Annotated in this window: 20 protein-coding genes and 2 tRNA genes; 9 read left to right on the top strand and 13 right to left on the bottom strand. The window is 37.2% G+C overall.

Going from position 1 to position 26,748, the window contains the following annotated elements:
* Window positions 1-61: 61 nt before the first annotated feature.
* The gene (locus tag CWS31_RS12575) at window positions 62-2,224 is read right to left on the bottom strand and encodes a cation:dicarboxylate symporter family transporter (protein WP_101343546.1); all 2,163 of its coding nucleotides are present in this window, start codon (window positions 2,222-2,224) and stop codon (window positions 62-64) included.
* A gap of 407 nt (window positions 2,225-2,631) precedes the next feature.
* Here CWS31_RS12575 and CWS31_RS12570 point away from each other — a divergent pair, with 407 nt between their 5' ends.
* Together CWS31_RS12570 and CWS31_RS12565 are read left to right on the top strand one after the other, a co-directional pair.
* Window positions 2,632-3,801 carry an HlyD family secretion protein gene (locus tag CWS31_RS12570; RefSeq protein ID WP_101343547.1) on the top strand — a complete coding sequence of 390 codons (1,170 nt, stop codon included), beginning with the start codon at window positions 2,632-2,634 and terminating at the stop codon, window positions 3,799-3,801.
* A gap of 32 nt (window positions 3,802-3,833) precedes the next feature.
* Window positions 3,834-4,862 (top strand): DUF2955 domain-containing protein, encoded by a 1,029-nt coding sequence (locus CWS31_RS12565; protein WP_246143508.1) that lies wholly within the window; start codon window positions 3,834-3,836, stop codon window positions 4,860-4,862.
* A gap of 185 nt (window positions 4,863-5,047) precedes the next feature.
* On the opposite strand, the gene CWS31_RS12560 is transcribed toward CWS31_RS12565, so the two are convergent.
* The 3 genes from CWS31_RS12560 to CWS31_RS12550 form a co-directional block, all read right to left on the bottom strand.
* Window positions 5,048-5,929, bottom strand: a complete 882-nt coding sequence (locus CWS31_RS12560) for a LysR family transcriptional regulator (RefSeq protein ID WP_246143512.1) — start codon at window positions 5,927-5,929, stop codon at window positions 5,048-5,050.
* 934 nt (window positions 5,930-6,863) lie between these two features.
* Window positions 6,864-7,415, bottom strand: coding sequence for a DUF6436 domain-containing protein (locus CWS31_RS12555; RefSeq protein ID WP_101343549.1), 552 nt, complete (start codon window positions 7,413-7,415; stop codon window positions 6,864-6,866).
* Window positions 7,399-7,581 carry a hypothetical protein gene (locus tag CWS31_RS12550; protein ID WP_101343550.1) on the bottom strand — a complete coding sequence of 61 codons (183 nt, stop codon included), beginning with the start codon at window positions 7,579-7,581 and terminating at the stop codon, window positions 7,399-7,401. Before CWS31_RS12550 ends, CWS31_RS12555 begins: the two co-directional genes overlap by 17 nt.
* A 152-nt stretch (window positions 7,582-7,733) precedes the next feature.
* Between CWS31_RS12550 and CWS31_RS12545 the strand changes: the two genes are divergently transcribed.
* The 3 genes from CWS31_RS12545 (at window position 7,734) to CWS31_RS12535 (ending at window position 10,667) form a co-directional block, all read left to right on the top strand.
* On the top strand, window positions 7,734-8,747 hold the full coding sequence (locus CWS31_RS12545) for a YHYH protein (protein ID WP_101343551.1): 1,014 nt from the start codon (window positions 7,734-7,736) through the stop codon (window positions 8,745-8,747).
* Complete coding sequence (locus CWS31_RS12540) at window positions 8,744-9,106, top strand: hypothetical protein (RefSeq protein WP_101343552.1); 363 nt, start codon at window positions 8,744-8,746, stop codon at window positions 9,104-9,106. Before CWS31_RS12545 ends, CWS31_RS12540 begins: the two co-directional genes overlap by 4 nt.
* A gap of 190 nt (window positions 9,107-9,296) precedes the next feature.
* On the top strand, window positions 9,297-10,667 hold the full coding sequence (locus CWS31_RS12535) for an FAD-dependent oxidoreductase (RefSeq protein ID WP_101343553.1): 1,371 nt from the start codon (window positions 9,297-9,299) through the stop codon (window positions 10,665-10,667).
* A 121-nt stretch (window positions 10,668-10,788) separates the two neighbouring features.
* On the opposite strand, the gene CWS31_RS17950 is transcribed toward CWS31_RS12535, so the two are convergent.
* The 8 genes from CWS31_RS17950 to mutY all read right to left on the bottom strand — a co-directional run bounded on the left by CWS31_RS17950 (window position 10,789) and on the right by mutY (window position 21,616).
* Window positions 10,789-12,408, bottom strand: coding sequence for a glycoside hydrolase family 16 protein (locus CWS31_RS17950; RefSeq protein WP_101343554.1), 1,620 nt, complete (start codon window positions 12,406-12,408; stop codon window positions 10,789-10,791).
* A 342-nt stretch (window positions 12,409-12,750) separates the two neighbouring features.
* The gene (locus CWS31_RS12525; protein WP_148747762.1) at window positions 12,751-16,083 is read right to left on the bottom strand and encodes a di-heme oxidoredictase family protein; all 3,333 of its coding nucleotides are present in this window, start codon (window positions 16,081-16,083) and stop codon (window positions 12,751-12,753) included.
* Between the two features lie 365 nt (window positions 16,084-16,448).
* Window positions 16,449-18,125 carry a putative Ig domain-containing protein gene (locus tag CWS31_RS12520; RefSeq protein ID WP_170252867.1) on the bottom strand — a complete coding sequence of 559 codons (1,677 nt, stop codon included), beginning with the start codon at window positions 18,123-18,125 and terminating at the stop codon, window positions 16,449-16,451.
* 617 nt (window positions 18,126-18,742) lie between these two features.
* The gene (locus CWS31_RS12515) at window positions 18,743-19,459 is read right to left on the bottom strand and encodes a hypothetical protein (RefSeq protein WP_101343557.1); all 717 of its coding nucleotides are present in this window, start codon (window positions 19,457-19,459) and stop codon (window positions 18,743-18,745) included.
* Window positions 19,460-19,655: 196 nt separating this feature from the next.
* A tRNA-Thr gene (locus CWS31_RS12510) sits at window positions 19,656-19,731 on the bottom strand.
* A gap of 113 nt (window positions 19,732-19,844) precedes the next feature.
* A tRNA-Phe gene (locus CWS31_RS12505) sits at window positions 19,845-19,920 on the bottom strand.
* A gap of 245 nt (window positions 19,921-20,165) precedes the next feature.
* Complete coding sequence (locus CWS31_RS12500) at window positions 20,166-20,438, bottom strand: oxidative damage protection protein (protein WP_101343558.1); 273 nt, start codon at window positions 20,436-20,438, stop codon at window positions 20,166-20,168.
* Window positions 20,439-20,515: 77 nt separating this feature from the next.
* A complete protein-coding gene (gene mutY / locus CWS31_RS12495; protein ID WP_101343742.1) occupies window positions 20,516-21,616 on the bottom strand; it encodes an A/G-specific adenine glycosylase in 1,101 nt (366 codons plus the stop codon).
* Window positions 21,617-21,809: 193 nt separating this feature from the next.
* On the opposite strand from mutY, the gene CWS31_RS12490 reads away from it, so the two are divergent.
* Together CWS31_RS12490 and trmB are read left to right on the top strand one after the other, a co-directional pair.
* A complete protein-coding gene (locus CWS31_RS12490) occupies window positions 21,810-22,148 on the top strand; it encodes a YggL family protein (protein WP_101343559.1) in 339 nt (112 codons plus the stop codon).
* A 168-nt stretch (window positions 22,149-22,316) separates the two neighbouring features.
* Window positions 22,317-23,051, top strand: coding sequence for a tRNA (guanosine(46)-N7)-methyltransferase TrmB (trmB, locus tag CWS31_RS12485; RefSeq protein ID WP_101343560.1), 735 nt, complete (start codon window positions 22,317-22,319; stop codon window positions 23,049-23,051).
* 41 nt (window positions 23,052-23,092) lie between these two features.
* Here the strand turns inward: trmB and CWS31_RS12480 are convergent, their stop codons facing one another.
* Entirely contained in the window at window positions 23,093-23,470 is a 378-nt protein-coding gene (locus CWS31_RS12480) for a hypothetical protein (RefSeq protein ID WP_101343561.1), read from the bottom strand.
* A gap of 164 nt (window positions 23,471-23,634) precedes the next feature.
* Here CWS31_RS12480 and CWS31_RS12475 point away from each other — a divergent pair, with 164 nt between their 5' ends.
* Entirely contained in the window at window positions 23,635-24,714 is a 1,080-nt protein-coding gene (locus CWS31_RS12475) for a S1C family serine protease (RefSeq protein ID WP_101343562.1), read from the top strand.
* Window positions 24,715-25,138: 424 nt separating this feature from the next.
* The gene (locus CWS31_RS12470) at window positions 25,139-26,668 is read left to right on the top strand and encodes a SulP family inorganic anion transporter (RefSeq protein ID WP_101343563.1); all 1,530 of its coding nucleotides are present in this window, start codon (window positions 25,139-25,141) and stop codon (window positions 26,666-26,668) included.
* Window positions 26,669-26,748 lie beyond the last annotated feature (80 nt).

Here is a 26,748-nt window from a genome sequence, read left to right as displayed (position 1 = left end):
GTAATACGGGTAATTAAGGCTGTTGTAGCATTTTGCTTATCCCGAACTCAGGTTATTTATTCTACCAGTCTAAAACATTTTTCATTATTGACCAACGCGGTTGTTTGGCTTCTGGGTTTTCACCTAAAATCCAGTAGTCGTAGACTTTTTCTTGAAAACCATTCTCTTGATTTAAGTTTAACCAAGTATTCATATATTGGGCAAAATCAAGCTGTCCTGATGGTAAAACAAAAGCTACAGGTGCTCTTAACTTCAAGCCTTTAGGTATTACCGCAGCATAGCTAGGATATAGCATAGTCCAGGCAGATCCTGCTTCGGTTGAATAAAGTAAGGCATCTACCTCACTATATTTTCCTTTGAGAAAGTTTCGTACATTATTTATCTCAGTTAATTGCGCATTAGGTAAGTATTCTTTAACCATGTCTTGGTAGTATTGACTACTACCTACGCCTAAGTTTAAGTTTTCCATTGCTTGTACTGTGTCAAGGTTAGCAAACTCATCGCGTTTAGAGTCTTTAACAAGCAAACCTGCAGTATGGTAGATATAAGATTCTGAGAAGGTTACCGTTAAGGCTCTATGTGGGGTAATCAATTGACCACCAATAATCACATCAAGGCTACCATCAGCTAATAATGCTGCTTCGTCAGCATTTACAGCAATACGAATAATAGCCAAATTAATATTAAGATCTTTAGCAAATTTATTTATTAATTCAACATCAAAACCAACAGAGTTACCTTCATTATTACGAAAAGCGAAAGGTAAACTAACGTTGTTATAACCAACACGTATATTTTTACGGTCAATAATTACTTTCAGTCGAGGTTGAAGCTGTTCTTCTGGGGTTAATGGTGTTAGCTCTTCATACTGTACTACTGGCACACTTTTATTCATTGGTGTCATTGACTGGAAAGTTTGTACGCCTTCATATTCGTAAGTAATTAATGATTTTAACATAAAGCCTACAGCAATCATTACCCCAAAGGTTACGGCTAAATGCACACCAATGGCTTGCATTAATTTATGCCATCTTAATTTTTTTAATACCGCTGAGGCAACAAGTAAAGTTACAACAAAACCGTGCAAAGCGGCTAAACCTGTAGCAAAGCGGGCCGTAACTACACTGCCTAATAAATATAATTGAAATTGATCTGCAGGTAAGTCGAAAAAGTTTAATAAGAAAGGAATGGCAACAGCCATACTTCCAAAAGCAGTTAGTGCGCCTAATACTACAAAGGAAATATAATCATCAAGCCCTAAGGGCGAGCCAATATACCAAGCTGAGAATAATATAAAACCTAAGCCGAGTAGTGTACCTGTACTCGGAAAACTATAAGCAGTGGGTACTAATACGTCCACAGTTGAGTCTGTTTCCTCACATTCCATGCCATGTTTAGCTAATAAGGCTTTACTGCGCTCAATTATCATTGGTAGTACTACTAACACTGTACCCGTAGCTATTGCTGTTACTACAGCCTCACCAGCGGTTGATAATATTTCGCGGTATGAAAAAGGGGTTGCCCAATGAATAAGTAGAGGTAGAAACACAAAACCAAGTAGTGCCGCGGCGGTTATATATACCCATAAAAACACCGATAATCGGCCAAGCTCTTCAACTTCTAATGTTCCTGCTGCTGAGGCGGAAATGGCGAATATACCTAAAGGAGCTAACTTAGCAACATAAGAGGCAACCTTCATTAAGCTGTCGCCTATGTTAGAGGTTAACGTAATTAAGGTATCTTTATTCTGAACTTGTATTAATGCTATACCCATCAATAATGAAAACAAAACCACAGCAGGGACTATGGTTTCAGATAACGAGGCAAAAATATTACTTGGAATATACAAGTCGACAAAATTAAATGCTGCCGGCTCGGCAACCATGCTACTACTGAAAAAACCTGCTGTTTGCCAATTTGGGTATGCTAGTGGTAATAATAATAACGTTGCCATTACCGCAGACCACATGATGAAAATTACTTTGACCGCGCGCATACCAATTCGACTTGCCATTGCGCTGTCTAATCGCCCTAAACCGCCAATAATTGAAACCAATACATAAGGTAAAACGGTCATTTGCAATAAACGAATATAAATATCACCAACAACGCCAATTTGTCCTGCTGGCTCACCAACAAAAATACCAGTGAATATACCAAGTATTAAGGCAATAATTACCCGTTGGAAAGGGCTCAGCTTGTTATATAGGTTGATTAAGGGCATTTAAACTCCGAAGAAAGGGAAACTAATGATTAAATTATTAAGAGTAATAAATTAATGTCATAACTGGGCGTTATTATCGCTTTTCTAAAGGGTTATTCAAGCTTGAATTTGAGTATTAGCTTAATTAACCTGAGTTAGGGATAAGCAAAATGCTACAACAGCCTTATTTCAGCGTATTTTTTATATTAACTACTATGCGTTAATTATTAAGGTAACTTTCGCTAGAAAGTTGTGTCATACTTTTTAATCGAATTGGATATATGCCAGTTATCAAGTAAAACCTAGTTAGCATATAGATACCCGTTTAAATTAATGATCTTGTTTTAACCAGTTTAATTGAGAAATAACTTAATGGATTGGTATTAGAACGATCCCTTTTTTTATATTGAATACGGAAGTAAAAGTGCATGCCTGAACAAAAATCCGAAATAAAGCAAGATGAAAAAACTAAGCAAGCGCAGAGCAATAACTCTGTAGCTAAAACTGATGCTACAGCAGCAGAGCCAATTACCGTAGTACAAGACCCAGTTAGAAAAATCACCAAATATATTTTAATTGTCACCATGCTTGTTTTTGTTTGGTACATCATTGCTGACAGACATGCTCCGTGGTCAGATCAAGCTAGAGTTAAAACCTATGTGATCCCTATTGTACCGCAAGTTTCTGGCAGGGTAACCGAAGTGATGGTTGAGCAAGATCAAATTGTTAACCCGGGCGATATTTTATTTACCATAGACCCAAGTGACTATGAACTTGCTATCGAAAATGCAGAAGCCTCATTAGAATTAGCAGGGCAAGAAATTGGTGCGGGCATGGCATCTGTGGTTACTGCACAAGCACAGTTAGTGGTAGCTGAAACAAATGTAGAACATGTTAATGCACAAAGTGCCCGTGTCTTTGAAATGGAGAAAAAGAACGTTCTTTCTCATTCTGATGGTGACAAAGCGCGTGCGGCGATTAAGCAAAGTAAAGCTGAAGTGATTAGCGCAGAAGCTAACCTAGATAAAGCCAAACAAGCATTGGGTAAAGAAGGTAACGAAAACCCTCGAATTCGTGCCGCTATGGCACAACTGAAAAAAGCACAATTAGATTTAAGCCGTACAGTTGTTTTAGCGCCTTCACGAGGTGGCATTACTAACTTACAAATAGATGTTGGTTTTTATGCAAAAGCAGGTGCTGCCGCAATGACCTTCATTGAAGGTGATAATGCTTGGGTACAAGTGAATTTGCGTGAGAATAACTTAGCTAACTTAGCGGTAGGTAATAAAGTTGAAATTGCATTAGACGTGAATCCTGGCACCATCTATAAAGGTACCGTTAGTAGTATAGGTTTTGCTGTTGATACTTCATCAAGTAGTGCTGTAGGTAGTTTAGCTACTGTTGAATCAAAAACAGGATGGCTTAGAGACGCACAGCGTTTTCCTGTAATGATAACTTTTGATGATGATAATACTCAAGGCAAACGTCGTTTAGGCGGTCAGGCTGATGTACAAATATATACGGGCGATAATTGGATTATTAATTCAGTAGGTTGGCTTTGGATAAGAGTATTAAGTCTGCTTTCTTATGTTTATTAAAGCTAATTATGTTTACTAAAGGTAATAGCGTATTGAAACAAGCTAAGCGCAACAATATTTTTGCTGATGTTAAAAATATGCGTATTTTACGTTTTGCTTTTGGTGTTACTTTTGCGTGCGCCATTGCTTACGGTATTACTTGGCCGCTTGCTTTTTTAATGCCTGTATTTACTGCACTTATTTTAGCAATGCCGCTACCTAAACCGTCGGTGCAGGCCAGTTTAAATAATATGCTCAGTACTTTAAAAGCGTTTGCTTTAGGCTTAGCTTTTTCATTGTTTTTTTTACAATATCCAATTGCTTACCTTATGACACTAGGGCTAGTGTTATTTCATTTATATTATTATCTGAACCGTGGTGGTTCTTTTTGGTTCACCTTAATGTCGATGATCGCCATTTTAGTATTACCTATGATAGCGAATAGCCATGAGGGATTAGCAATTGGTTTTTCGGTGGGCTTTGTTTATTCAAGTTGGTTAACTATTGCGGTGATCTGGCTAGCGCATTTTATATTTCCTGATCCTAACTTTACGCAATTTCCTATTAAACCAAAATACTATAATGGTTACTCAAAAAAAGCTGCGCAACTTGCGCTTAAAAGTACTTTAGTGGTTTTTCCTATTGCTGCATTATTTATCACTTATGACATGGTTGACTATATATTGGTTATGGTTTTCTCTGCCATTTTTATTCTAAAACCAGATTTAAGCCAAGGTAAAGAAGCAGGTCGAAATTCGTTATTGTCTACCTTGTTGGGTGGGGTATTTGCCTGGATTTTTTATTGGTTGATTGTCGCTGTACCTCAGTTTAATTTTTATCTTTTACTTTTGTTAGCAACAACACTCTTCTTTGGTCGACACGTCTTTTCTGGTAGTAATATGGCGAAATATTATAGCTCTGGTTTTATTGCTTTGTTGGTGATAATAAATAGTGCGATGGCTGAAAACTCCAATTTTAATGAGATTTTTATACAACGAGTGTTATTAATATCAGCGGCAATACTTTACATTGTTAGCACCTTAAAAATTTTAGAACGGTACTTTTTTAAAGCTAAAGTGTAGAGAGAGTATGATTATTAAGATTGCTTTTTAGCTCTTTTATTTTGATACGTAACCTGTATAAGTGCTAGCTTTTAAGAAACTGACCTCTGCTAACGGTCAGTTACTTTATTCAATAAAGCTATATGAAAGCCTACCCGGGTTATTTTTATTCCAAAAACATGTTAAATCCGTTAACTCAAGTCTAGTTATTGGTAATCATTGGCGAAAGTTTCTTTTACCCAATTAGCAAATAAAGTTAGCTCTTTTTTGTTTTCCATATTTTCATGTTGGATCAAATAATATCTGTCGTTGGTGTTTAACTCTTCATCAAATAATTTAACCAATAGCCGTTCGCTAAACCATGTTTTACTCATAGGTAAAGGTACTAAGGCTATGCCCATACCCTGTTGTGCCGCTCGAGCTACACCAAACATACTATCAAATTGTATTATTTGTTTAGGATCAAAATCTTCTACTCCAGACTTTTCTGCCCATTGATGCCAAGACCAAGGTCGAGATCTGTGTAAAATTAGCGGGGTAGTATTTAAAGCTTTTAGGCCAGAGTTTTTTAATTTTATATACAATTTTTTATTGCATGCAGCAGCGTACCGTACCTGAAATAACTCTTGAATTATGCTTGCATTTGGTTTGCCATTAGCTAAAACAATAGATAAATCAGCGATGGCGGATGGCTCACTACCTGACTTAACCGTTTCAAGCTGTAGGTTAATTGTTGGGTTTTGTTCACACCATTCATTTAAACGCGGAACAAACAATTCACTGGCAAAAAACTCAGGTAAACTAATCACAATGGTTTTATTTTGTTGGCTGTGGGTAAATTCGGTAATAGTAGACTCTAATTGGTGAATGATGGGCTGTACCGATTGATAAAATTGCTTACCAGAGCTAGTTAACTCAATTGAACGTACACTTCTTTTAAACAATGGAAAGCCTAATTGTGCTTCTAACTGTTTGATTTGATGACTGACCGCCGAGGGCGTTAAAAATAATTGCGCCGCGGCGTGTTTGAAGCTCAGACATTTAGATGCAACACAAAATGAACGTAGGCCTCGAATGGGTGTTTGAATAGGCATATTTAAAATTTTATAAATTAATTTTTTAGATAAAGATAATTATTAAAGGCAATACTTGTGCCGTTTGTTAACTATATGATTAATATTGAAATTACACTTGTATTAGTTGTGCTTATAATACATTTTGCACTATTTCGGTTGGTTTGCACTGTTTCGGCCTGATTGCATAGTTTCGGTTTACGTACACACACCTGCGAGTATAAATTTATTTGCAGTTCAGTATGGGTTAACTTCAACTATTGATAAGTTATTCTATTCACTAGTTATACCGTAATCTTGTTACTTTTTTATGAATAAAATCTAGGTAAAAAAAAGGACACCAAACGGTGTCCTAAAAAATGATAAATAAAATAACAATACTTAAGCGTTACAACAAGAATCTGGGGGATTCGAAGAACAAGGCCATAATAAGTTTTTCAGTGCTATGCGGCAAACTAGATAAATTCATTCGATAGGTAAATTTTTTTCACTTATGCATGTAAAAAAAGGACACCAAACGGTGTCCTAAAAAAATGATAAATAAAATAACAATACTTAAGCGTTACAACAAGAATCTGGGAGATTCGAAGAACAAGGCCATAATAAGTTTTTCAGTGCTATGCGGCAAACTAGATAAATTCATTCGATAGGTAAATTTTTTTCACTTATGCATGTAAAAAAAGGACACCAAACGGTGTCCTAAAAAAATGATAAATAAAATAACAATACTTAAGCGTTACAACAAGAATCTGGGAGATTCGAAGAACAAGGCCATAATAAGTTTTTCAGTAATACTCGGCAAACGAGATAAATTCATTCGATAAGTTATTTATTCTCACCTGATTTTTGGTGGTAGGTATTCAGTCCCTATTTAGGGATATTCAGTCTATCTGGTCAGAATTTAGTTCTCAAATAAACCGTTTACTAGTATTTAAGCGGAGTTTCCACACTATACCTTACAATAACAACCTTTTGCTTCTTTAATAACTATATTCGCGCTATAGCCTTTTATGTAATTATTTAACATGGTCTGTGCATAACCTGAGGTTTGTGAGCACGCAATACCTTGGCCGTAAGGCCCGAAGTAAATAACAACACCAGAATCATCAAGCAAGGCAATTGAAGGGGTTGAGGGAATTAACGTATCTTTATGAAGTACAATATTTTTCACGATAAAGCTATGCTCTACTGCTAGCTTATTAATATCTTTAATATGCTTATCACTGTATTTTTGACAATCACAATTGGGAGTAGAGAAGTGCAATACCGTATGATATTTATTGTTACTAGTAGGTAACGCCTCATTTGTGTCTTTTGCTTCGCTATAAGCTGATAAATAACTCGAAAACGCCTCGTAATCAACATTTACTAGTTTTTTGTCTTCATCAAACCTGACCAGTTTTTCCGTTGAAAAATAAGCAAAGGCCACAACAGTAAAGCTTAGCCAAATAAAAATAATTCCAAGTTGAAATTTGGGAATACTACTATTTGAAGTGCGCAATACTTTGAGCCATAGAAGTAGAGGCTTTACTTACCGCATTAGCTTCTTGCGCTAGTGCTTCAACTTTATCTTTATCAGAAATCACCGTATCTCTTAATGTTTCTGCGCTTCTTGCTATATCTTGGGTGGTTACCGATTGTTGCTCAACAGCAGTAGCAACGCTCATTGATATATTACTGGCTTGTTCAACAAGTACAGAAGCTTGTGATATTTGATTTAGATCATTATTTATTTCTTAATTTTTCCATATTTTTTGCACATTTATTTATTACAGTTATTTAAATTATTAAATCTAAATGTTTAGATAGAGAATTATTTATGAAAAAAGTAATAACCTACAGTTTGCCTGCTTTAACTTTGATACTCCTCGTTGGGTGTAATGACGGCGTTTTAACCCCTACATTGGAAACCGAATTAAGTACAGACACTGGAGAAGTATCAAACGCTGCTGAGTCAAATAGTTATGAAGTTGATAGCACTAAGTTTGATTTAGGTACTTCAGGCTCGGTAACTGAAGTGGCATGTACTTTATCTAATGGTGCAACATCTACTTGTTATCAAGTGACGATAAGTGGTTTTCCATCAGACCGAACAGAGCTTGGTCCATTTTGTCCACAAACTACGTCTACAACTGCTGAAAATTCAGGTAAATGGTTTGATGATGGTGTGTTATATGATTTAACCGGTGAGTTTATTCGCAATTTAGATCTTTTCTATGGTGACAGTAGCTGGAGTCTGTATAACAAGGATACAGGTGAAGTTAACATTACCGATACACAAACAGCCTGTGAGGCCGCAGCAAGGCCTGATGTTGATGCTCAATATAATAACTACTGCGTACAATGTGAAATTAGCTATTACAGTGGCAGCAGCGGTGAGGGTATTTCTTCAACTTACTTGATACCTACACAACCTGTACCGCGATCAAGCATAGGATCGGTTGACCGAGGTAGCGTTGGTGTGGCTTTTAACGGTGTAACATTAGATGCAGCAGCGCCTACTGAAGCTATTTTAAGTGCTTATACTATTGCAGCATTTGATGATTGTGTTGGTCATGTTAACCCGTTTGCAGGTTACCATTATCACGGCGCTAATCATGGTGAAGGAACTTGTCCTGCTGTTGCGTTTGAAGTTGATGGACATGGCGGCGCATTTGGTTATGCGATGGACGGTTATGCTATTCACACTATGTTAAATGAAAATGGTGAGGAAGAATCAGACTTAGATACTTGTAGAGGTCATACTGATGATACTCGAGGTTATCATTATCATTCAGCAGGCCCAGGTGAAAACCTTTTTATTGGCTGTTTTGCTGGTGAGACTGCACAATGATCATTTATAAAAAAATAGTTATTCATAAACAATTAGCAGTGATCAGCCTATTTTTACTATCAAGCCTATTTACGGTAAGCGCGCATGATTCACATACACATAGTGCGCCTTGGCAGGCATGTGAAACTAAAGCTAAAGCTGAACAATGCTCATATACTAACGGTGCCGGTGATTTGTTCAAAGGCAGCTGTCAGTTGTTTAGTGAGTCATTAATGTGTGTGAGAAATGAGCCTATTATCTATGCTAAGACTGAAGCAGTAGTAACGACTAAAAGTGGTAGTAGTGCGATAATTAGTAGTCCTAGTAATGATTCTAAAACCTCTACTCATGTGAAAAATAGTGTGAGCAAGGGGGAATAACCTAAAGCTAATGGGGTATGTATTGTTTACTACAAATTCATTTTTTGAATTGAGCTAAATTTAACTAACTATTTTAATACTAAATAGTTAGTACTAAATAGCCATCTACTTATTAAATTAGTAAGTGGCTAAATTAATTATTTGTGCAAAGCTTTATTTATCCTCCTTAAATTTAGTTTGAGAATAAAGCTTGAAACCCGATTTAGATCTCCATCGAGATGATCACTGTGACGTTATTATTATAGGTGCTGGCGTGCAAGGCTCTGGCATTGCTCAAGCCGCTGCGCTTAATGGTTTAAGTACTAGAGTATTTGAATGCAATGCTGACGTAGGTTTAGAAACCTCCAGCAAAAGCTCCAAACTTATACATGGTGGTTTACGTTACTTAGAAACCTTCAGTTTTTCTCTGGTTAGAGAATGCTTAAAAGAGCGTCGCCTGTTATTAAAAAATGCGCCTAGCTTAGTTAAAGTAAATCGTTTTTATATACCAATCTATAAAACATCTAAACGCTCGCGAATAATGGTCTATTTAGGTTTGCGTTTATATGTCTTGTTAGATGGTGATTGGCTAGGGCGTAGTATTGGCAGTATTAATAAAGAAAACTGGCAGACTTTAGATGGCCTCAATACAGATCATTTAAAAGCGGTATTTTATTATCAAGACTCGCAAACGCATGATCAACAGTTAACTAAAGCTATTGCAAAGTCAGCTCAGCAATTAGGCGCAAAATTTAATTTTAACGCACAAGTTCGCTCGATAGATTTTTTAAATGGCGAATACAAAGTCACGGTTGCGAAAAAGAATGTGTCTAAAAGTGATTTTGCTGACGTTGATAACAGTGACGATGAAAATACTAATACTCAAACTAGTACTCAAACTAATCGTCCTGAAACAATACAAACCTTTTATGCTAAAACTTTAGTTAATGCATCAGGTCCTTGGGTTAATCAGTTATCCGCTTTATTAATAACTGATATAACATCAGAGCAAGCACCTTCATCAGTACCTAAACCAAGGCCAACAGCAGAAATGTTAGCGATTGATTTGGTACAAGGTGTTCACATTGTATTGGATTGTCGAATTTCAGACGCCTGTTATTATGGTGAGTCACCTGACGATGGCCGAGCGGTATTTATATTACCTTGGCAAGGAAAGTCACTAATAGGTACCACCGAACGGGTATTAACAGATGGCGCGAGCAGTTGCTGCGCCTCAGAAGATGAAATTAACTATTTACTTCGTTTTGTGCAATTCTACTTCCCTGATAAAAATATAACGCGAAACAGCATAGTTGACATTTTTGCAGGCGTAAGAACACTGTTGCATAGCGATACAAATACCAATAGTCTTTCTCGAGAGACTAAGATTCTTCAACCTTCAGATTATCCCGGATATTTTGTTTTGTATGGCGGTAAACTTACCGTTTACAGAGCAACTGCAGAGCGTTTAACACAGCAAGTATTTCAATATTTAGGTAAGGGCGGGATAACCTATAAAAGTACCGAAAATCTATCATTAGAGCCTTTTATTGAAATATCGCTTGATGAAATTGATGCTTAAATAACTGAATTGTAGAAGTTTAAGATCTACTGATTATAATGTATCGATTTGGTATCACTAAATCGATACATTATGCCGATTCACTCGCTGAATAATATATCGAAATACAATGCTATCCTTATCATCTTTTCAATCTATTAAAGTACTTACGACAATAGATAAATGAAAGGAGTAGGAGTAAATCATTAAATGAACCGCCACTACTATCTGAACTGCTCTCAACTTCTGTAGTTATGGTGGGTGTTGAATCTTGATTGCCGTTCACGGTAAATTCAATTTCGTCAGTTGTTGAAAGTGATGGGCTACCGTTATCGCTAACGGTAATATTAATTATGTGTGAGCTGCCAAGTACCATTGATGCGGGATCAAAACTAATACTGCCATCATTAATTTCAGGTGAAGTAATAGCTCCTCCCATAATCCAAGAATAACTAAGCATGTCGCCAATATTACTGTCTGATGCGACAGCGGTGATTACGACTAATCCATCATTAATATCGATGACGGAAACCGCTACATTATTTTGCTGAATCGATAAAGTAACCGTTGGCGCAATATTATCCTCGTCGACAACTGGACAGCCGACTTGGTCAACAGTTGTACCTACAGGAGTATTGGGACATTCATCAATACTATCTGTAACCCCATCATTATCGTTATCGCCATCGATATGCATACAATCAACCGTAGGGTCATTTGGACAACCATTAGTATCATCATTTGGGCAACCATTTGTATCAATTACCTCACCTACTGCACTGTTTGGGCATTCATCAATATCATTAGCAATACCATCATTATCATCGTCTGCATAGACGGTTGGGGTATCTTCATTACAACGGGTATTATTGTTCTGATTGGTTGCGGTACAGTGGGCTAAATAGTCAACTTCCATTGTAGCTTGGTCAAGGTTAGGGTCAATATTTCCACCTAAAGCGCCGCCAATCGCAACATTTAAGAGGACAAACATTGGCTCTTTATATTGTGGACAATCGGACACATTGTTTGAAGAAACCAAGGTATCATCCATGTAAAATGAAATGTTATTTTCACTCCATTCAATAGCATAGTCGTGCCAAGCAAGTACGTCATTGGCGCCATTAGGATAACTAAACCATAATTCATTACCGCAACCACTACCGGTGTTAAAAAAATTGGTGATGTAGGAAGAAGGCCTATTGGAAAACCATTCCCATACATCAATTTCACCTGCACCTGGGTTTGGCCAATTGGCGACATCATTATCATTTTTTCTTGGGCTTTCGGCGATACGATTCTCTAACATCCAAAAAGCCGGCCACGTACCACCTTCTAAATTATGAAAACGAATACGAGCTTCAATACGCCCGTAAAGAAATTCACGTTTGTCTTTGCCATTGATTCGACCAGAGGTCCAATTTCTAGATTGATTATTTAACCCCGTACAACTCACTTGCTGCTTTCTGGCAATAATTTTTAAGGTACCTGAAGACACATCAAAGTTTTTATTTTCCGAGCTATCATCGTCGGTATAACATTGTACTTCGTTATTAAAGTTGGCATCTGTTTGTGCCGTCCAGTTGTTCCAATCAACACCGGTACCTTCAAATTTGTCAATAAAGTTAACTTCCCAACCTGCAAAAGCAGGGGCGGTAGCAACTAAGCTTGATAGACAAAGTAATAACCCAACTTTACGGTTGATCTTTTGGCTTATTATTGAAATAAGTTTGAGCTTGAGTGTCAGTTTATTTGTTTTTTTCATGTTAATACCTATCTCTATACCCGTTACCATTCAAGATGCATGTTTCAGAGAGCTTGAGCGATTTCAATTCAAGGCGCTGTGATGTAATAATGGTTATCCCTTATAAATCACAGCAACGATGACGTGATATTGCTCAAGCACTTCGTTGATGGGTTTTAAATAACTTTATGCGTCGTTGAAAGAACAAAAATATAGAAGGACTATGTTTGAATTCTTCTCCTTGCCTAAAGTCATTTAAATTCCCACTGAAATCGAGCACTTTGAATGGTAACGGGTATAAAATATTTTAATTACGATTATTAACTTGCTAGCGGTTAATAATCGTTTTAAATAAAAGCGTGTTTATAGCGATTTTAAAAAGCTAAGTAATGCCGTTTTATCTGAATCAGAAAGGGCTTTATACAAGTTGGTAGAATTTTCTGATTCACCACCATGCCATAAAATAGCTTCTTCTATGCTTCTAGCACGACCGTCATGTAAGTATGCATGGTGCGGAGTACAAATTTCGTCACCCTCAGCACCGGTTGGATTAGTTACACCACCGGTTACACAAGCAGATAAACCTAGTCCCCATAAAGGAGTGGTACGCCATTCACTACCATTGGCTAAACCTTCACCTAAATTATCAGCAAGCCCTGGTCCCATGTCATGTAGTAACATATCAGTATATGGATGTATGGTTTGATTACGTACTTCTGCCAATGGATGAAATTCACTGGTTTGAAAGGTTTTAGTATGACAATCAACACAGCCAATTTCTTCAAACTTAGCCGAGCCTGCTAGTACTTGAGTATCTTCAACACCAGACTTCCATACACGTTGTGGTCGTACACCTAATGTAGAAATGTATTTTACTAAGTCATTAAGATTTTTTTCCGGCATGATTGGACTAGCACCGCCACAATTAGCTTGCTCAGAGCCACAATCTAGATCAGGCAATACTGAGGTACGTACACCAATATCAGTATTTAACGCGCCAGCGACTTGATGACGAACACTTGACGTACCCGCTTTCCAACCAAAACGACCTAAGCGTGTTAATTCGCTATTTTCTGGGTCGATATTTTTGTTGGCAACACCTGAAATGCCATTACCATCAGCATCTGTAGGATCTGCTAAGGCAATAATGTCAACTTCAGGAATGGCTTCAAGTAAACCTAAACCAACTAATCTTGGCGCAATTCGCGCAGAGAATGTTGCTGGCGTAGCGCCACTAAATTGATAGTTAGGTCGACGTAAACCATTGCTTAATTCAATCCAAGAAGCAATCGTGACATTTCCTTCACTACCACTACCATTTGGTTGTAAAACACGACCTATAGCCGGATCAGGGTTGCCGTCTGCATCACCTACTTTAAATACCCAGCGGTCGAGCAGTTCACCATTTTCAGCAACGGGAGCACTACCATTTCGTGCATGACAATCAACACAACTTTCGTTGACATAACGCGGACCCGATAAACCGACATTGTCTTCAAAAACACCATTGTCGGCATCTTCATCATGCGTACCATCAACAAAAGACGAGTGGTGCACACGACGACCTAAAAGGAAAGTCTGACCGTTGTCGTAACTCAGGTTAGTGGCCATTTGCATGAAATGGTTATCAGGCTCATCGGTATATTGATAATGCATGCTGGTGTTACCACCTAGCCAATACTCTTCAGGTATTTTTGCACTGTCTTCTGGAAACGGCCCAGAGATTTCTGTATACCATGGCACTATGCCTTCGCCCACAATATATAGAAAGGTTGTACCGTAGTAGTTTGTTTGACCGCGCGGTATACCCGGAGCACTAAATTGACTGATCTCAAATTCCATTTCATCGCCAATGCGAATTTCGCGACCTAGGCGAGTATTTTGATTACCAATTTTTTGATAGTTGTAATAGGTGACACCATCTATCACCTCAGTTCCCATGAAGTCCATAATGCCATTACTAGCATATTGAGCAACAGTGTTAAATCCTTGGTACCACCAACGATTTTCTGCTTCTAAATCACTTAAAGGGAATATAGTACGTACATTCATTTCAATGGTATCGCCACCTTTAGCCACGTAATCAATAATTTCGATATTGCTAGAACGATCCTCGAAATAAAATTTGATGTAGTGATCGTAACTTTGAAATTGGTCTTCTTTTGCATGACGTGTACGCGGGCGATCTGAAAAACGAGTAATTAACGCGTCTTCAGTTTCTACTTGTGTATCGGGTTCTAGTTCCGTTGCGGCATTATAAAGCGAGGTTACATCTCCTAACACGCCGTAAGGGACTAACCACCAAACCTGACCAAGGGCTTCACCATTAATATCACCAGCGGCGTTGTCTTGAGCGTAGAAATATAAAGGGCGCCCATTATGGGCTGCTTGTAAGCTACCATCGTTTCTCGTTATGGTGCTTAAACCATTTACACCTGATGCTTCCGCGTCTTCAACTAATACAGGAGGCCAGTTGGTTGCACATTCATCGTTACAGGCACTTGAATTTGGGGTAGGTAAATCATTATCAAATACATATAAGCTAAAGCCAGGATCCGCAGAGTTTGCGCCTCCAACTAAACGTTCGTTAGCAAAAGATACTTCAGTATTCACCGAGATAATTTCACAGCCAATAGCATTGACTAAAGTACCTTCAGGCGTTGCTGGGCAGCTATCTGACTGGTTGGCAATACCATCATTATCATCATCAATAATGCTGACAACTTGTAACCAATTAAAGTTAAATGAACCCGAATTAATATCAATACGTAAGGTATGTGTACCGCTATCTACAGTAAATGAGCTGACGTTCTGTGTAACAAAAGTTTGCCAACCGCCGGTGCTACTAACAGTATCACTACCAATAGTCTTTCCATTTATCGATAAAGTATATTGACCGCCACCAGAGTCTGACGCTACTCGGGTATTTATCGTATAAGCACCTGTTTCTAATGTTATTGAATATTCTAACCATTCTGTTGCATTGGTATAACCAATGTTAAAACCGCCACCTGCATCGGAGGTAGCTTCGATATCAACTTCATCATTTCTATCACCCGCACCACCTTCATTGGTAGGTGAAGTGTCGTGATAGTTGATGTAATCTTCTGCCTGAATGGTGACACCATTCGATTGAAAAATTATTTCACAACCTGTTTCATCTACTGATTTGCCTGCCACAGTATTAGGGCAGATATCTATAGTATCAACAACACCATCGTTATCGGCATCATTTATCTCATTGATAATACAACCAGTACTATCGACTGTCGCGTTTTCTGGAGTATTAGGGCAGATATCTATAGCATCAACAACACCATCGTTATCGGCATCATTTATCTCATTGATAATACAACCAGTACTATCGACTGTCGCGTTTTCTGGAGTATTAGGGCAGATATCTATAGCATCAACAACACCATCGTTATCGGCATCATTTATCTCATTGATAATACAACCAGTACTATCGACTGTCGCGTTTTCTGGGGTATTAGGGCAGATATCTATAGCGTCAACAACACCATCGTTATCGGCATCATTTATCTCAACAATGGTGTCATTATCTATATCGCTATTCAATATAGGAGCTGTAGTTTCTTCACCACCACAAGCTGATAGCGATGTGAGTAGTATTGCTATTAAGGATCTTTTTTTGGTGGCACTAAATATGTTTTGTATCGTATTAACGTATTTCATCTTGTTGTGTCTCATATTTATTATTATTGAAATATATTTTTAATTATTATCATCATGGATCTTGGTTCCATGTATTTTCATCAATATTATGTAAGTTGGATTAACTTCAAATCAGTAGGTATTACTACTTGATTTGTTTGTGCTGTGGACTCGTTTTTTTGTTCAATAAATAATATTGTGGTGTAGCTAATTAGCAGAATAATTAGTCCTAAGGCTATATTTGCTAAAACATTTGATTTAGTCATATCGGTACCCAAGTCATAAATTTGTTTAATAAAATAGCTATCAGAAGATAAAGAAAAGGGGCTTTACAACATTCATCGTAAATCCCCTTCGAAGGAGCAGCCTATTAAATAAAACTAAGCTTATTCATAATGACCAAAAGTAATGTTATCGAAATAACTCACCGTATCACTGGCTCTTCCATCGGTATTAAAATCCGGAAATACAATGACAGAATCAATATTTATCGTTTCGGCTGAACCAACACGACTAGAGAAATCAAAGGTTAACTCCTCCCACTCATTAATTTTAGTGTTCGCAACTTTAAGCTCTCCTTGCGCTGCTGCGCCGACAGAGAATTTTAATCCAACATCACTGATAACCGACTTATAGACCATAATTTTCACTATGCTATTGCTAGCATCCATCGTAAATGGCGTTGTATTTGCTGCGGTAGTTTCAGTGCCAGCCCAAGCTTGACCGGCTTGTTTTGCCGTAAACATCGCAACAATAGCTGAATCATTTAGTGCAGATGAACCAGGATTAGCAACAAATTCAAGCGGGGCATTTCCATCATTTTCAAAAACAGCCCAAGTAAAGTCACCACCAAAACCCGCAGCCTCAAAATCATAAGGTGTGCCTACTGCAACAAAGCCACTTTCATCAACTTCTTTAGACGTTGGTAATGAAAGGTCGTCGTAGTAGAAGGTCCAGTTACTAGCATCATTTTCAGCATCACCCATTACACCAAGATCAAATATCATAGTTACTGCAGATAATGAACCTGCTGCATCAGTACCAAAATCAAAGGTTAATTCTTCCCAGCCACTGCCTGTATGATTAACTGAAAGTTCTTTATTAATACCTTCAAGTTTAAATAAAACAGGTACTGCGCGATCGGCGTAGACTTTCAACTTGAATGTATTATCAGCAGCATCTAATACCATCGCTGTAGGTAGCGTTAGAGTGCTTCCTCCCCATTGTTGGCCGGCAAATTTTTCCATTTTAACTACTTGTGCACTAACATCGATACCTGTGACTTGTGGGTTTGCTACAACCTCAGACATACCACCGTCAAAGTTATTAAATACGTAAGTATCAGACGCTTCTTCAAAATCAATTACATTACTAACAATAACAGTTTCATCAACTTCGATATTAAAAGTTTGTGTAGTATCTTCAGTTCCATCATTTACCGTTAAAGTAATTGCTGTAGTTGCTATATCACCTGATGCAGGAGTTCCTGACAAAATACCGCTTGTTGCATCAAACGTTAACCACGAAAGTTCATTAGGAATAGTTGCAGACATTGTTAAGGTGTCATTGTCTGCATCTGTAGCTGTTAAAGTATAAGCATATGCTTCACCAACTGTTGCTGTTGTAATGCCTGAGCTTGTAATAACCGCAGGGTTATTATCAGGGGAGGTGTCAGCTGCGGTAACGTTTATTGTAAAAGATTGCGTAATGTCATCAGTGCCGTCGCTTACAGTTAATGTTATTGCATATTCACCAGCATCCGTTTCTGCCGCGGTGCCAGATAAAATTCCTGTAGCACTGTCAAACGTTAGCCAAGCAGGTAAATTGGTTGCAGACATTGTTAAGGTATCGCCATCAACGTCCGCCCCTACTAATAAGTAACTATAAGCAACGCCTGATGCAACCGTAGTTTCTGCATTACTAGTGATAGTTGGCGCTGCATTTATTACTGTATCTGGAATTGTAATAGGTGTTTCTTTGGAATCTGAGCCACAAGCACTTAGTGCTAAACCCAAACTAACGCTGATCATTGTTTTAACTAACTTATTATTATATTTTTTCATTATGTTTCCCCAGTAAATGTCTAATTGCTTTTTCATATTTTTATTAAACTAATTAACCAATAATTATTTGATTTTAATGGTTTTATTTTAATTGTTTGAAATATGAATATGCATCGTTTTTATTCTAATTAATGGTCAAAATTTAAATGCTTTTTACTGTCAAAAACGTATGAAAGTAAGCCAAATTAATTAAGACCTAATCTGACATTACACTAATAAAACGCGTTAACTATTGAGATTCGCTGAAGCGGTATATTTTCAGTCACAAAGAGATAAGGTGGTATATTTATAGGTTGAAAAATAAGCAGAAACTGGTGGTTGTGATTGAAAGCAACGTAGGCGGGGGGAGGAAATCAGCACAAGTGATTAATCATTTATCGGAATTGGGGTAATTATATTTAAAAATACGAGTGATTTTTAAATCGTTGAAAAATGGAAAACAATGATGAAAACCTTTAATATCAGTACCTTGTCTGTGTAAGTGAAATGTGTCTGAGTCATTAAAAGATGACCAATCAACAATGATAATAGGGGAGGCTTACTTGGCCACTAATTTAACGGACATATATTTCTAGAGGTTTCGTCAGGAGCAGGCACTTTCGATAATAACGGCTAAATTATGCAGCATTATTAATATATTCTAAAACCGACTGAATGCTTATTTTGTAATAAGTGGCAATTAAAACAACTCGCTGTAACTCTTCAATTTCTGACGGTGTACTGCCTTGGCACAGTTCTCTTACTTTTTTAATAAATAAAGGATAATTAACGTTATTTACTTCTTGTTGCTTACTTTCAATTTCAATTAAGGCCAATAAAGCCGTAAGTTCATGATTAGCTAAAGGAGCTAAATTATTATTGGTAAACAAATAGCATTCAATAGGCGTTAAGTTTTGTTCATTACGTTGGCACAGGGCGTCACGTAAGGCATTATTGCTGCCGAATAACATCATAGAACGTAAATAGTTAAATGGTGGTTGTTTATTTGCTGAAAGTACTTTGTTGTTAGTAAATAAAAAGTGCAAAACATTACGATGTTGATCATCTGTTACTTTAAAATTATCTTTTATTTGTAAGGCTGGCGTGAAAAAGCTCAAGGTATTGTGTGTTTTTAATTTTGAAATAAGAGACTTTGAAATTCCTTTTACTTTTATAAAACCTGTAGCAAGTTGCTGGTAATAACTAAAATTAGATGGCTTTATTTCTGATTGTTGAAACATAAAGCCTAACTGTTCATTATTTTCTATTTCGCTTGAGTCGATGTAATGCTGAAGCAATAATTTCAAATCATTTTTTGTTAATAAGTTAATCAGTGTTTGTAAGTGCGGTTGCATTATTTAACCTGTATTTTATATGAGTTATATCAACCAAAGTCGAAGTCAACGTTTACGCTTATAATGCCATTAAATGATGAAGGAGTATTATGTTTATTCATCAAGTCAAAATTCAATTATTAATTCCATAACCTCCAGACGAAAAAAAACCTTAACATTGCTGTTAAGGTTTTGTTTCTTCTCCGAGGAGAATAAATGGTGCCGACTGCCGGAATCGAACTGGCGACCTACTGATTACAAGTCAGTTGCTCTACCAACTGAGCTAAGTCGGCACACGAAGAACGTGTGCAGTATTTATAATAAATTAATTATTTAAATACTCTGGCACCAAAGTAATGCTAAATATTTATTATTAGTAATAATAAAAGAGCACCACTTCTTTAAATGGTGCCCCGACCCGGATTTGAACCAGGGACACGAGGATTTTCAATCCTCTGCTCTACCAACTGAGCTATCGGGGCAACTTGCTTAACTAAGTATTAATACTTGGGCGATTTCGCTGCCTCGTTAAGACGGGCGGTATTAAACTGTTTTTCGGCTTACTCGTCAACACTTATTTTTAAACTTTTTAATAAAAAGTGTTTGTTTGCTGTTTTTTACAGCACATCTGTTTATTGTGCAGATTTTATAAGCGTTAACGAGTTATAAAGTAAGCAAGACCTTAGCTCTCAGAAAAGTTACTTAAAGAATTGCTAAGCCATAATAATTATTTACTTGGTGGTACATAACCTTCAATTTCTGGTTCTTTACCTTCAAAAAGAAAATCTACCATGGCTGACTCTAAAAACGCTCGGTCATCAGGGTTCATCATATTCATTTTCTTTTCATTGATGATCATGGTTTGTTTCTTTTGCCAGATAGTCCACGCTTCTTTTGAAATATTATCAAAAATACGCTTACCAATTTCTCCAGGGTAAAGTTGAAAACCTAGACCTTCAGCTTCTTTTTTTAAATTTTGACAAAATACAGTGCGGCTCATAATGTTTTCTCTGTGTTTAAGTTGTTATAAATCTAATGATTATGGGGATTAATTATTTGTTATTGTGCAAGCGGCTGTTAAGTGCTTAGCAAGGTCAGTAGCTTTTGTGTAGAAGCGGCTAAGCCAACACTTTCACCTAAATGTAAATCATACCACTTATGTTGATTTGGTTCGTTTATTTTTGTTGTATCTATTTCTGTATAGTCTAGCTCTCTACAATCAGCAACAACAGGGGTAATGTCTAAATGAAAGTGGCTAAAGGTATGTCTAAATTCTTCATGCTGTTCAAAAGAAAGTGCTTTAAGAGACAAATTAGCCAGTAAGTCATCCATTTCAGTGAGTTCATCAATTTCATGAAAACACCATAATCCTCCCCAAATTCCTGCAGGAGGACGTTTTTCCATTAATACTTTATGGCTACGTTCATTACTAATGCGCGGAATTACCATAATCGTTTTTTTAATCGGTAATGTTTTTTTAGGTTTTTTTTGTGGAAAATTCATTTGTTGATCGCCAGCTTTCGCTAAACAACTTTGCTCAACAGGACATAATTCACAGCTAGGTTTACTACGCGTGCAGACAGTTGCGCCTAAATCCATCATTGCCTGATTAAAATTATCGGTTTCAATTGCGGGCGTTAACTGTTCACTTAATTGCCATAAGGCTTTGTCGAATTTACTTAAACCATTATAACCTTCAACTAAATAGCTACGCGCCAATACACGTTTTACGTTGCCATCTAAAATAGGGTGATGTTGTTTAAGTGATAAACTTAATATTGCCCCTGCGGTTGAGCGCCCAATACCTGGCAGGGCAATTACTTCATCTATATCTATAGGAAAATTACCCGCATAGTTTTCGGTCATTATTTTTGCTGCTTTATGTAAATTACGCGCACGTGCGTAATACCCAAGCCCTGTCCAATGATGCAAAACAACATCTTCATCAGCATTCGCTAAATCAGTAATCGTTGGAAAGCTTTCCATAAAGCGTTGATAGTATGGGATAACAGTCGCAACTTGGGTTTGTTGTAACATGATCTCAGATATCCACACACGGTAAGGTGTTTTATCTTGTTGCCAAGGTAGATGTTTTCTACCTTGTTGGTGGTACCAGCTAACAACTTGCTGACCAAATTTTTCAGCTGATTTAGCTGATATTTCTATAGAATTATTCATAGCGCGCAGTGTAACGAAATTACTGGTTGAGCTCAATTGAGTAAATCTAAGTAATTAGTAAGTAAAATTGAGCTTTGTTTTTCAAAACTACCCTTTAAGCAGGAACAAGTATATAATATCGCCTTTAAAAATCGCTTCATTTCGTTCTTCTTCAAACTAGCAAGAAGTCCTCTTAAAAAAGTAAGGCTTTATCATGAAAATAGATGCAAAAAATCGCAGCACTCGTTTACGTAAAAAATTACGTGTAGCTGAATTTCAAGAACTAGGCTTTGATGTTGCTTGGAAATTAAAAGACGGTATAAATGGTGAAGAGCTTGATGCTTTTATCAGTAAGTTTTTTGCAGAAGTAATTCAGCCAAATAAACTAGGCTTTGGTGGTGAAGGCGATACATTATGGCATGGTATTATTTGTACACAAGCATTAGGATCTTGTACTGAAGAGCACCGCACAGCTGTTGAAAAGTGGTTGACTGACAATGGTGCTACTTCAGTAGCGGTAAGCGACCTTTACGATGTATGGTGGGCTGAATAATTTCTGAAAGTTTTAAATTGCTTTCTACTGCGTTAAGTAAACTCGAAATATGAAGAACTATTCCGTCGTTCACTTGCCTTGTACAAAGCATTTTAAATTCTTTCAGTGAGCTAATTTAGTAACACGAAGCAGATATAGTTAAAGATATTTATTTGAATAAAGAAAATTATGACTGATAAAATTGAAAAAACACATAAAACCATAGAGCAAGCTGAGCAAGAAGGTAAGTACATTCGTAAAGTACGTAGCTTTGTAAAACGCGAAGGTCGCTTAACCAAAAACCAAGAGCGTGCTATTGATAACCATTGGGCTGAAATGGGCTTAATGCATAGCGATGGTTTAATTAATCCTGCAGCATTATTTGCTAATAACAATCCTGTTGTTTTAGAAATTGGTTTTGGGATGGGGAAGTCGTTAGTTGAAATGGCTAAAGCTGCGCCAGAATTAAACTTTATTGGTGTTGAAGTGCACAAACCAGGTGTTGGTGCTTGTATAGCCTCAGCAGTTGAAGCAGAAGTTACTAACTTAAAGGTTTATGAGCACGATGCTATTGAAGTGTTAGCTGATTGTATTCCTGATGGTGTGTTAACCACTGTGCAATTATTTTTTCCTGATCCGTGGCATAAAAAGAAACACCATAAGCGTCGTATTGTTTCAGCTGAATTTGTTGAAACCATTAGACAAAAACTTAAAGTTGATGGTGTTTTTCATATGGCAACGGACTGGGAAAACTATGCGGAATGTATGTTAGAAGATATGCAAAAATCGCCAGGTTACAACAACTTATCAACAACGAATGATTATGTGCCGCGTCCTGATTCTCGTCCGTTAACTAAGTTTGAAAATCGCGGTCAAAACCTTGGTCACGGTGTTTGGGATTTACAATTCGCTAAAAAAGCATAATTCAAGCTTAATATAGGTTGTATTTAAGCTTAACTATAGCGTTAAACTTGTTCTTGATTAACTCTTGCTATCGGTAAATATTGGCGCTCAACAAAAAATAAATGTTGGGCGTTTCGTAAATTACCTGTATCTGTCAACCATTGTTGGTCAATAATTTCTCTGTTTAGAGCCGCATGCAATATGCGGCTTTTATATTGTGTCCAATAAAGTATTGCCGCTTCTTCGTGACAAAGGTTATTAGGAAATATCTCACTTCGGGTGTGCTCTAACTCTTCTTTTATATTTTCAATAACTTTTGCTTTTAAATCTGTTTCAATTTGCTGTTTAAAGCGAGTAAATCTTTTGGCTTTAACAAGTTGCCATATTAACCAAAGTAATGACATTACAGCTAATGCTGCCAATGAGACGATAAGTTCCATGTACTTTTCCTGAATCGAGCTATTTAGTAATCGGCGCTATCATAACACTTTATCTTATATTCGCTATGAACTTGAGCATTCTCTGAGTCAAACAGACAAACTTAATGAAACAACGAACACAGTTAGTTACACTACAGCTAATATTATAAAATACGGATATTTCTATGTTCAAAGCAAAATTATTATCAGCTCAGTTATTTAACGCTATGGTACTTACCAGTATTGTTTTTTTAAGTGGCTGCTCTACATCAACTCAGGCATACCAAGTTAAAGAAAACTCTATTCAAACCTTGTACAAAAAAGTTAACCCTTCAGTGGTTGAGTTACATGTTAAATCGTTAGCCTCACCAACAGCTGGCCAAGTAGTTTATGAAGCTAAAACATCAGGCTCTTTAGGATCTGGAGCGTTAATAAGTAAAGAAGGACGAATTTTAACTGCAGCCCATGTGGTTGATAAAGCAACCTCAATTGAGGTGGTTTACACCGACGGTACTAAAGCTACTGGTCATGTTGTGTGGGTAGAGCCGCTTATTGATTTAGCAATGATCCAAGCATCAAAAGTCGCAGAAACTGCAAAACCATTAACATTAGCTAAAGATAACGATTATCAAATTGGCGAGCAAGTTATTGTTATTGGCGCACCATTTGGTGTAAGTCACAGTTTGTCGGTAGGTTATTTAAGTGGAATTCGTGATAACAAAGCGATACCAGGTCGAGCATTAGAGCCTCGTTTATTGCAAACTGATGCGTCAATTAACCAAGGTAATTCTGGTGGGCCAATGTTTAACCTTAATGGTGAAATTATTGGTATTGTTAGTCATATTTTGTCAAAAAGTGGCGGTAGTAATGGTTTAGGTTTTGTTATTTCTGTTGATACTGTTCGCCATATTATGGAAAGCGATCCAGGTACTTTCGCTGGTTTTATTCCAATGTTACTTAACGAAAAACAATCATATGCCATAAATAATACTGCGGGTCATGGTATGTTATTACAACACGTTATTCCGGGTACTTTGGCAGATAAACTTGGCTTTAAAGGCGGAGATCTTAATGTGCTAATCGGTGGTACCCCAATTTTACTCGGCGGTGATATTTTACTAGAAGTAGACGGTTTTGCTATCACTGATCTGGCCTCTGCGGTGCAAATTAAAAAACGCATGGCGGGCTATAAAAAAGGGGAAAAAATCACCTTTAAATATTTACGTAACGGTCAAACCAAAGAAACGTTTTGGATAGTTGATTAGAGAATATTGAACTTCGTGATGACTTTTACAGCAAGATGTTTAATATTTAGATAAGCTAAATTATGTAAAGTGTAGAGGCTAGATGAACAGGCGATAACACAGTATTAATAGAATAACTATAATACAAGTTTTCGTTGCGATTAAATCCGTTTTAAATTGAATAAATTTTAATCCTGAAAGATCAACAGCCTCTAGTTACTTATTATTAAATCGTACACCCTATAACCTGTGTTCTAAAAGTAAGCGAATATTGACATTTTCGCTTACATTCTATAGTATTCACGCCCCTGAAAACCGCTTAATTAGTTTGTTTTTATGGTTGTTCAGTTTTTGAAATAACAATAAATACATACTCCCCAACCCATATTTTTTGACGATTTAACCAAAGTGTTAGGTCATTATAAATAAAATCAATGAGATAAAAATGTTTGAATTAAACACGAGTAAAACGTCGAATTTGAAAAACGATGTGTTATCCGGGTTAACAGTTGCCTTGGCACTTGTGCCTGAAGCGGTAGCTTTTGCCTTTGTTGCTGGCGTTGAACCGCTAGTCGGTTTATACGCAGCATTTATGGTGGGTTTAATTACCGCTGTATTTGGTGGTCGTCCGGGTATGATTTCTGGTGCAACCGGCGCTATGGCTGTAGTAATGGTGAGTTTAGTCGCTATTTATGGCGTAGAATATCTCTTTGCTACTGTGGTGCTCACCGGCATACTGCAAATACTGGCCGGGGTATTTAAGTTAGGTAAATTCATTCGTTTAGTGCCGCATCCCGTAATGCTTGGTTTTGTAAATGGTTTAGCTATTGTAATTTTCTTAGCGCAATTAGGGCAGTTTAAAGTAACTAATGCCGCGGGTGAGCTTGAATGGATGCAAGGTACCCCTCTGTATACTATGGCAGGGATAATCATTTTAACTATGGCTGTCATTCACTTCTTTCCTAAGTTGACTAAGGCTGTGCCATCTACTCTAGTGGCCATTGTTGGTGTTTCAGTATTAGTTTTTGCACTTGGTTTAGATACTAAATTGGTTGGTGATGTTGCTTCTATTGCAGGTGGTTTACCTACTTTTGCTATTCCAGATGTACCATTTTCATTAGAAACGTTAAAAATAATATTCCCTTTTGCCATCGTCTTGGCGGGTATTGGCCTTATTGAATCGTTATTAACTCTAACCTTAATTGATGAACTTACTGGCACGCGCGGTAAGAGCAATAAAGAATGTATTGCGCAAGGTGCTGCAAATACAGCAACGGGCTTCTTCGGTGGTATGGGCGGTTGTGCGATGATTGGTCAATCTATTATTAACGTTAACTCAGGCGGTCGTGGTCGTGCATCAGGCATTACTGCAGCATTAGCTTTACTCGGTTTTATATTATTCGCTTCAGGTTTAATTGAACAAATTCCTATCGCGGCGTTAATTGGCGTTATGTTTATTGTGGTTATTGGTACCTTTGAATGGTCAAGTTTGCGTATTTTGGGCAAGGTTCCTAAAGCTGATGCGTTTGTTATTGTGCTTGTTTCAGGGGTGACAGTTTATTCAGATTTAGCGGTAGCGGTTTTGGTTGGTGTTATTGTATCTGCTTTAGTTTTTGCTTGGGAACATGCTAAGCATATTACGGTTAAGCGTAGTACTAATGAAAACGGTTCAACGGTATATGTTGTAAACGGCCCAATATTTTTCGGTTCAATTGCTAACTTCCTTGAGCAATTCACTCCTGAAGTTGATAGTGACGATGTGATTGTTGATTTTAAAAACTCCCGCGTAGTAGATCATTCAGCGATTGAAGCTATTGATACCTTGGCTGAGCGTTATTTATCACGTAATAAACAAATGCACTTGAAGCACTTAAACCAGGAATGTAAAGATTTGTTAGAGAAAGCTGATAAACTGGTTGAGTTGAATATAATTGAAGACCCTGACTATCATATTGTTTCTGACAAGTTAGCGTAGTTTTAACATTACTTTGGTGTTAGCTCAGGTATTGTTAAGCTAGTTACAAAGTTTTTCTAGTTATTATAAAAATGTGTTGA

The organism is Colwellia echini (assembly GCF_002843355.2).
In the GTDB taxonomy this organism is placed as follows: domain Bacteria; phylum Pseudomonadota; class Gammaproteobacteria; order Enterobacterales; family Alteromonadaceae; genus Colwellia; species Colwellia echini.
Note: the sequence above shows the minus strand (reverse complement) of the source record. Positions and strands in the feature narration are given on the sequence as shown.

Excerpts from the sequence above, each read along its gene's own strand:
- mutY (WP_101343742.1), bottom strand. The coding sequence starts at position 21,616 with ATGAATAATTCTATAGAAATATCAGCTAAATCAGCTGAAAAATTTGGT.
- CWS31_RS17950 (WP_101343554.1), bottom strand. The coding sequence starts at position 12,408 with ATGAAAAAAACAAATAAACTGACACTCAAGCTCAAACTTATTTCAATA.
- CWS31_RS12475 (WP_101343562.1), top strand. The coding sequence starts at position 23,635 with ATGTTCAAAGCAAAATTATTATCAGCTCAGTTATTTAACGCTATGGTA.
- trmB (WP_101343560.1), top strand. The coding sequence starts at position 22,317 with ATGACTGATAAAATTGAAAAAACACATAAAACCATAGAGCAAGCTGAG.
- CWS31_RS12515 (WP_101343557.1), bottom strand. The coding sequence starts at position 19,459 with ATGCAACCGCACTTACAAACACTGATTAACTTATTAACAAAAAATGAT.
- CWS31_RS12490 (WP_101343559.1), top strand. The coding sequence starts at position 21,810 with ATGAAAATAGATGCAAAAAATCGCAGCACTCGTTTACGTAAAAAATTA.
- CWS31_RS12540 (WP_101343552.1), top strand. The coding sequence starts at position 8,744 with ATGATCATTTATAAAAAAATAGTTATTCATAAACAATTAGCAGTGATC.
- CWS31_RS12480 (WP_101343561.1), bottom strand. The coding sequence starts at position 23,470 with ATGGAACTTATCGTCTCATTGGCAGCATTAGCTGTAATGTCATTACTT.
- CWS31_RS12500 (WP_101343558.1), bottom strand. The coding sequence starts at position 20,438 with ATGAGCCGCACTGTATTTTGTCAAAATTTAAAAAAAGAAGCTGAAGGT.
- CWS31_RS12520 (WP_170252867.1), bottom strand. The coding sequence starts at position 18,125 with ATGAAAAAATATAATAATAAGTTAGTTAAAACAATGATCAGCGTTAGT.
- CWS31_RS12575 (WP_101343546.1), bottom strand. The coding sequence starts at position 2,224 with ATGCCCTTAATCAACCTATATAACAAGCTGAGCCCTTTCCAACGGGTA.
- CWS31_RS12525 (WP_148747762.1), bottom strand. The coding sequence starts at position 16,083 with ATGAAATACGTTAATACGATACAAAACATATTTAGTGCCACCAAAAAA.
- CWS31_RS12550 (WP_101343550.1), bottom strand. The coding sequence starts at position 7,581 with ATGAGCGTTGCTACTGCTGTTGAGCAACAATCGGTAACCACCCAAGAT.
- CWS31_RS12470 (WP_101343563.1), top strand. The coding sequence starts at position 25,139 with ATGTTTGAATTAAACACGAGTAAAACGTCGAATTTGAAAAACGATGTG.
- CWS31_RS12545 (WP_101343551.1), top strand. The coding sequence starts at position 7,734 with ATGAAAAAAGTAATAACCTACAGTTTGCCTGCTTTAACTTTGATACTC.
- CWS31_RS12570 (WP_101343547.1), top strand. The coding sequence starts at position 2,632 with ATGCCTGAACAAAAATCCGAAATAAAGCAAGATGAAAAAACTAAGCAA.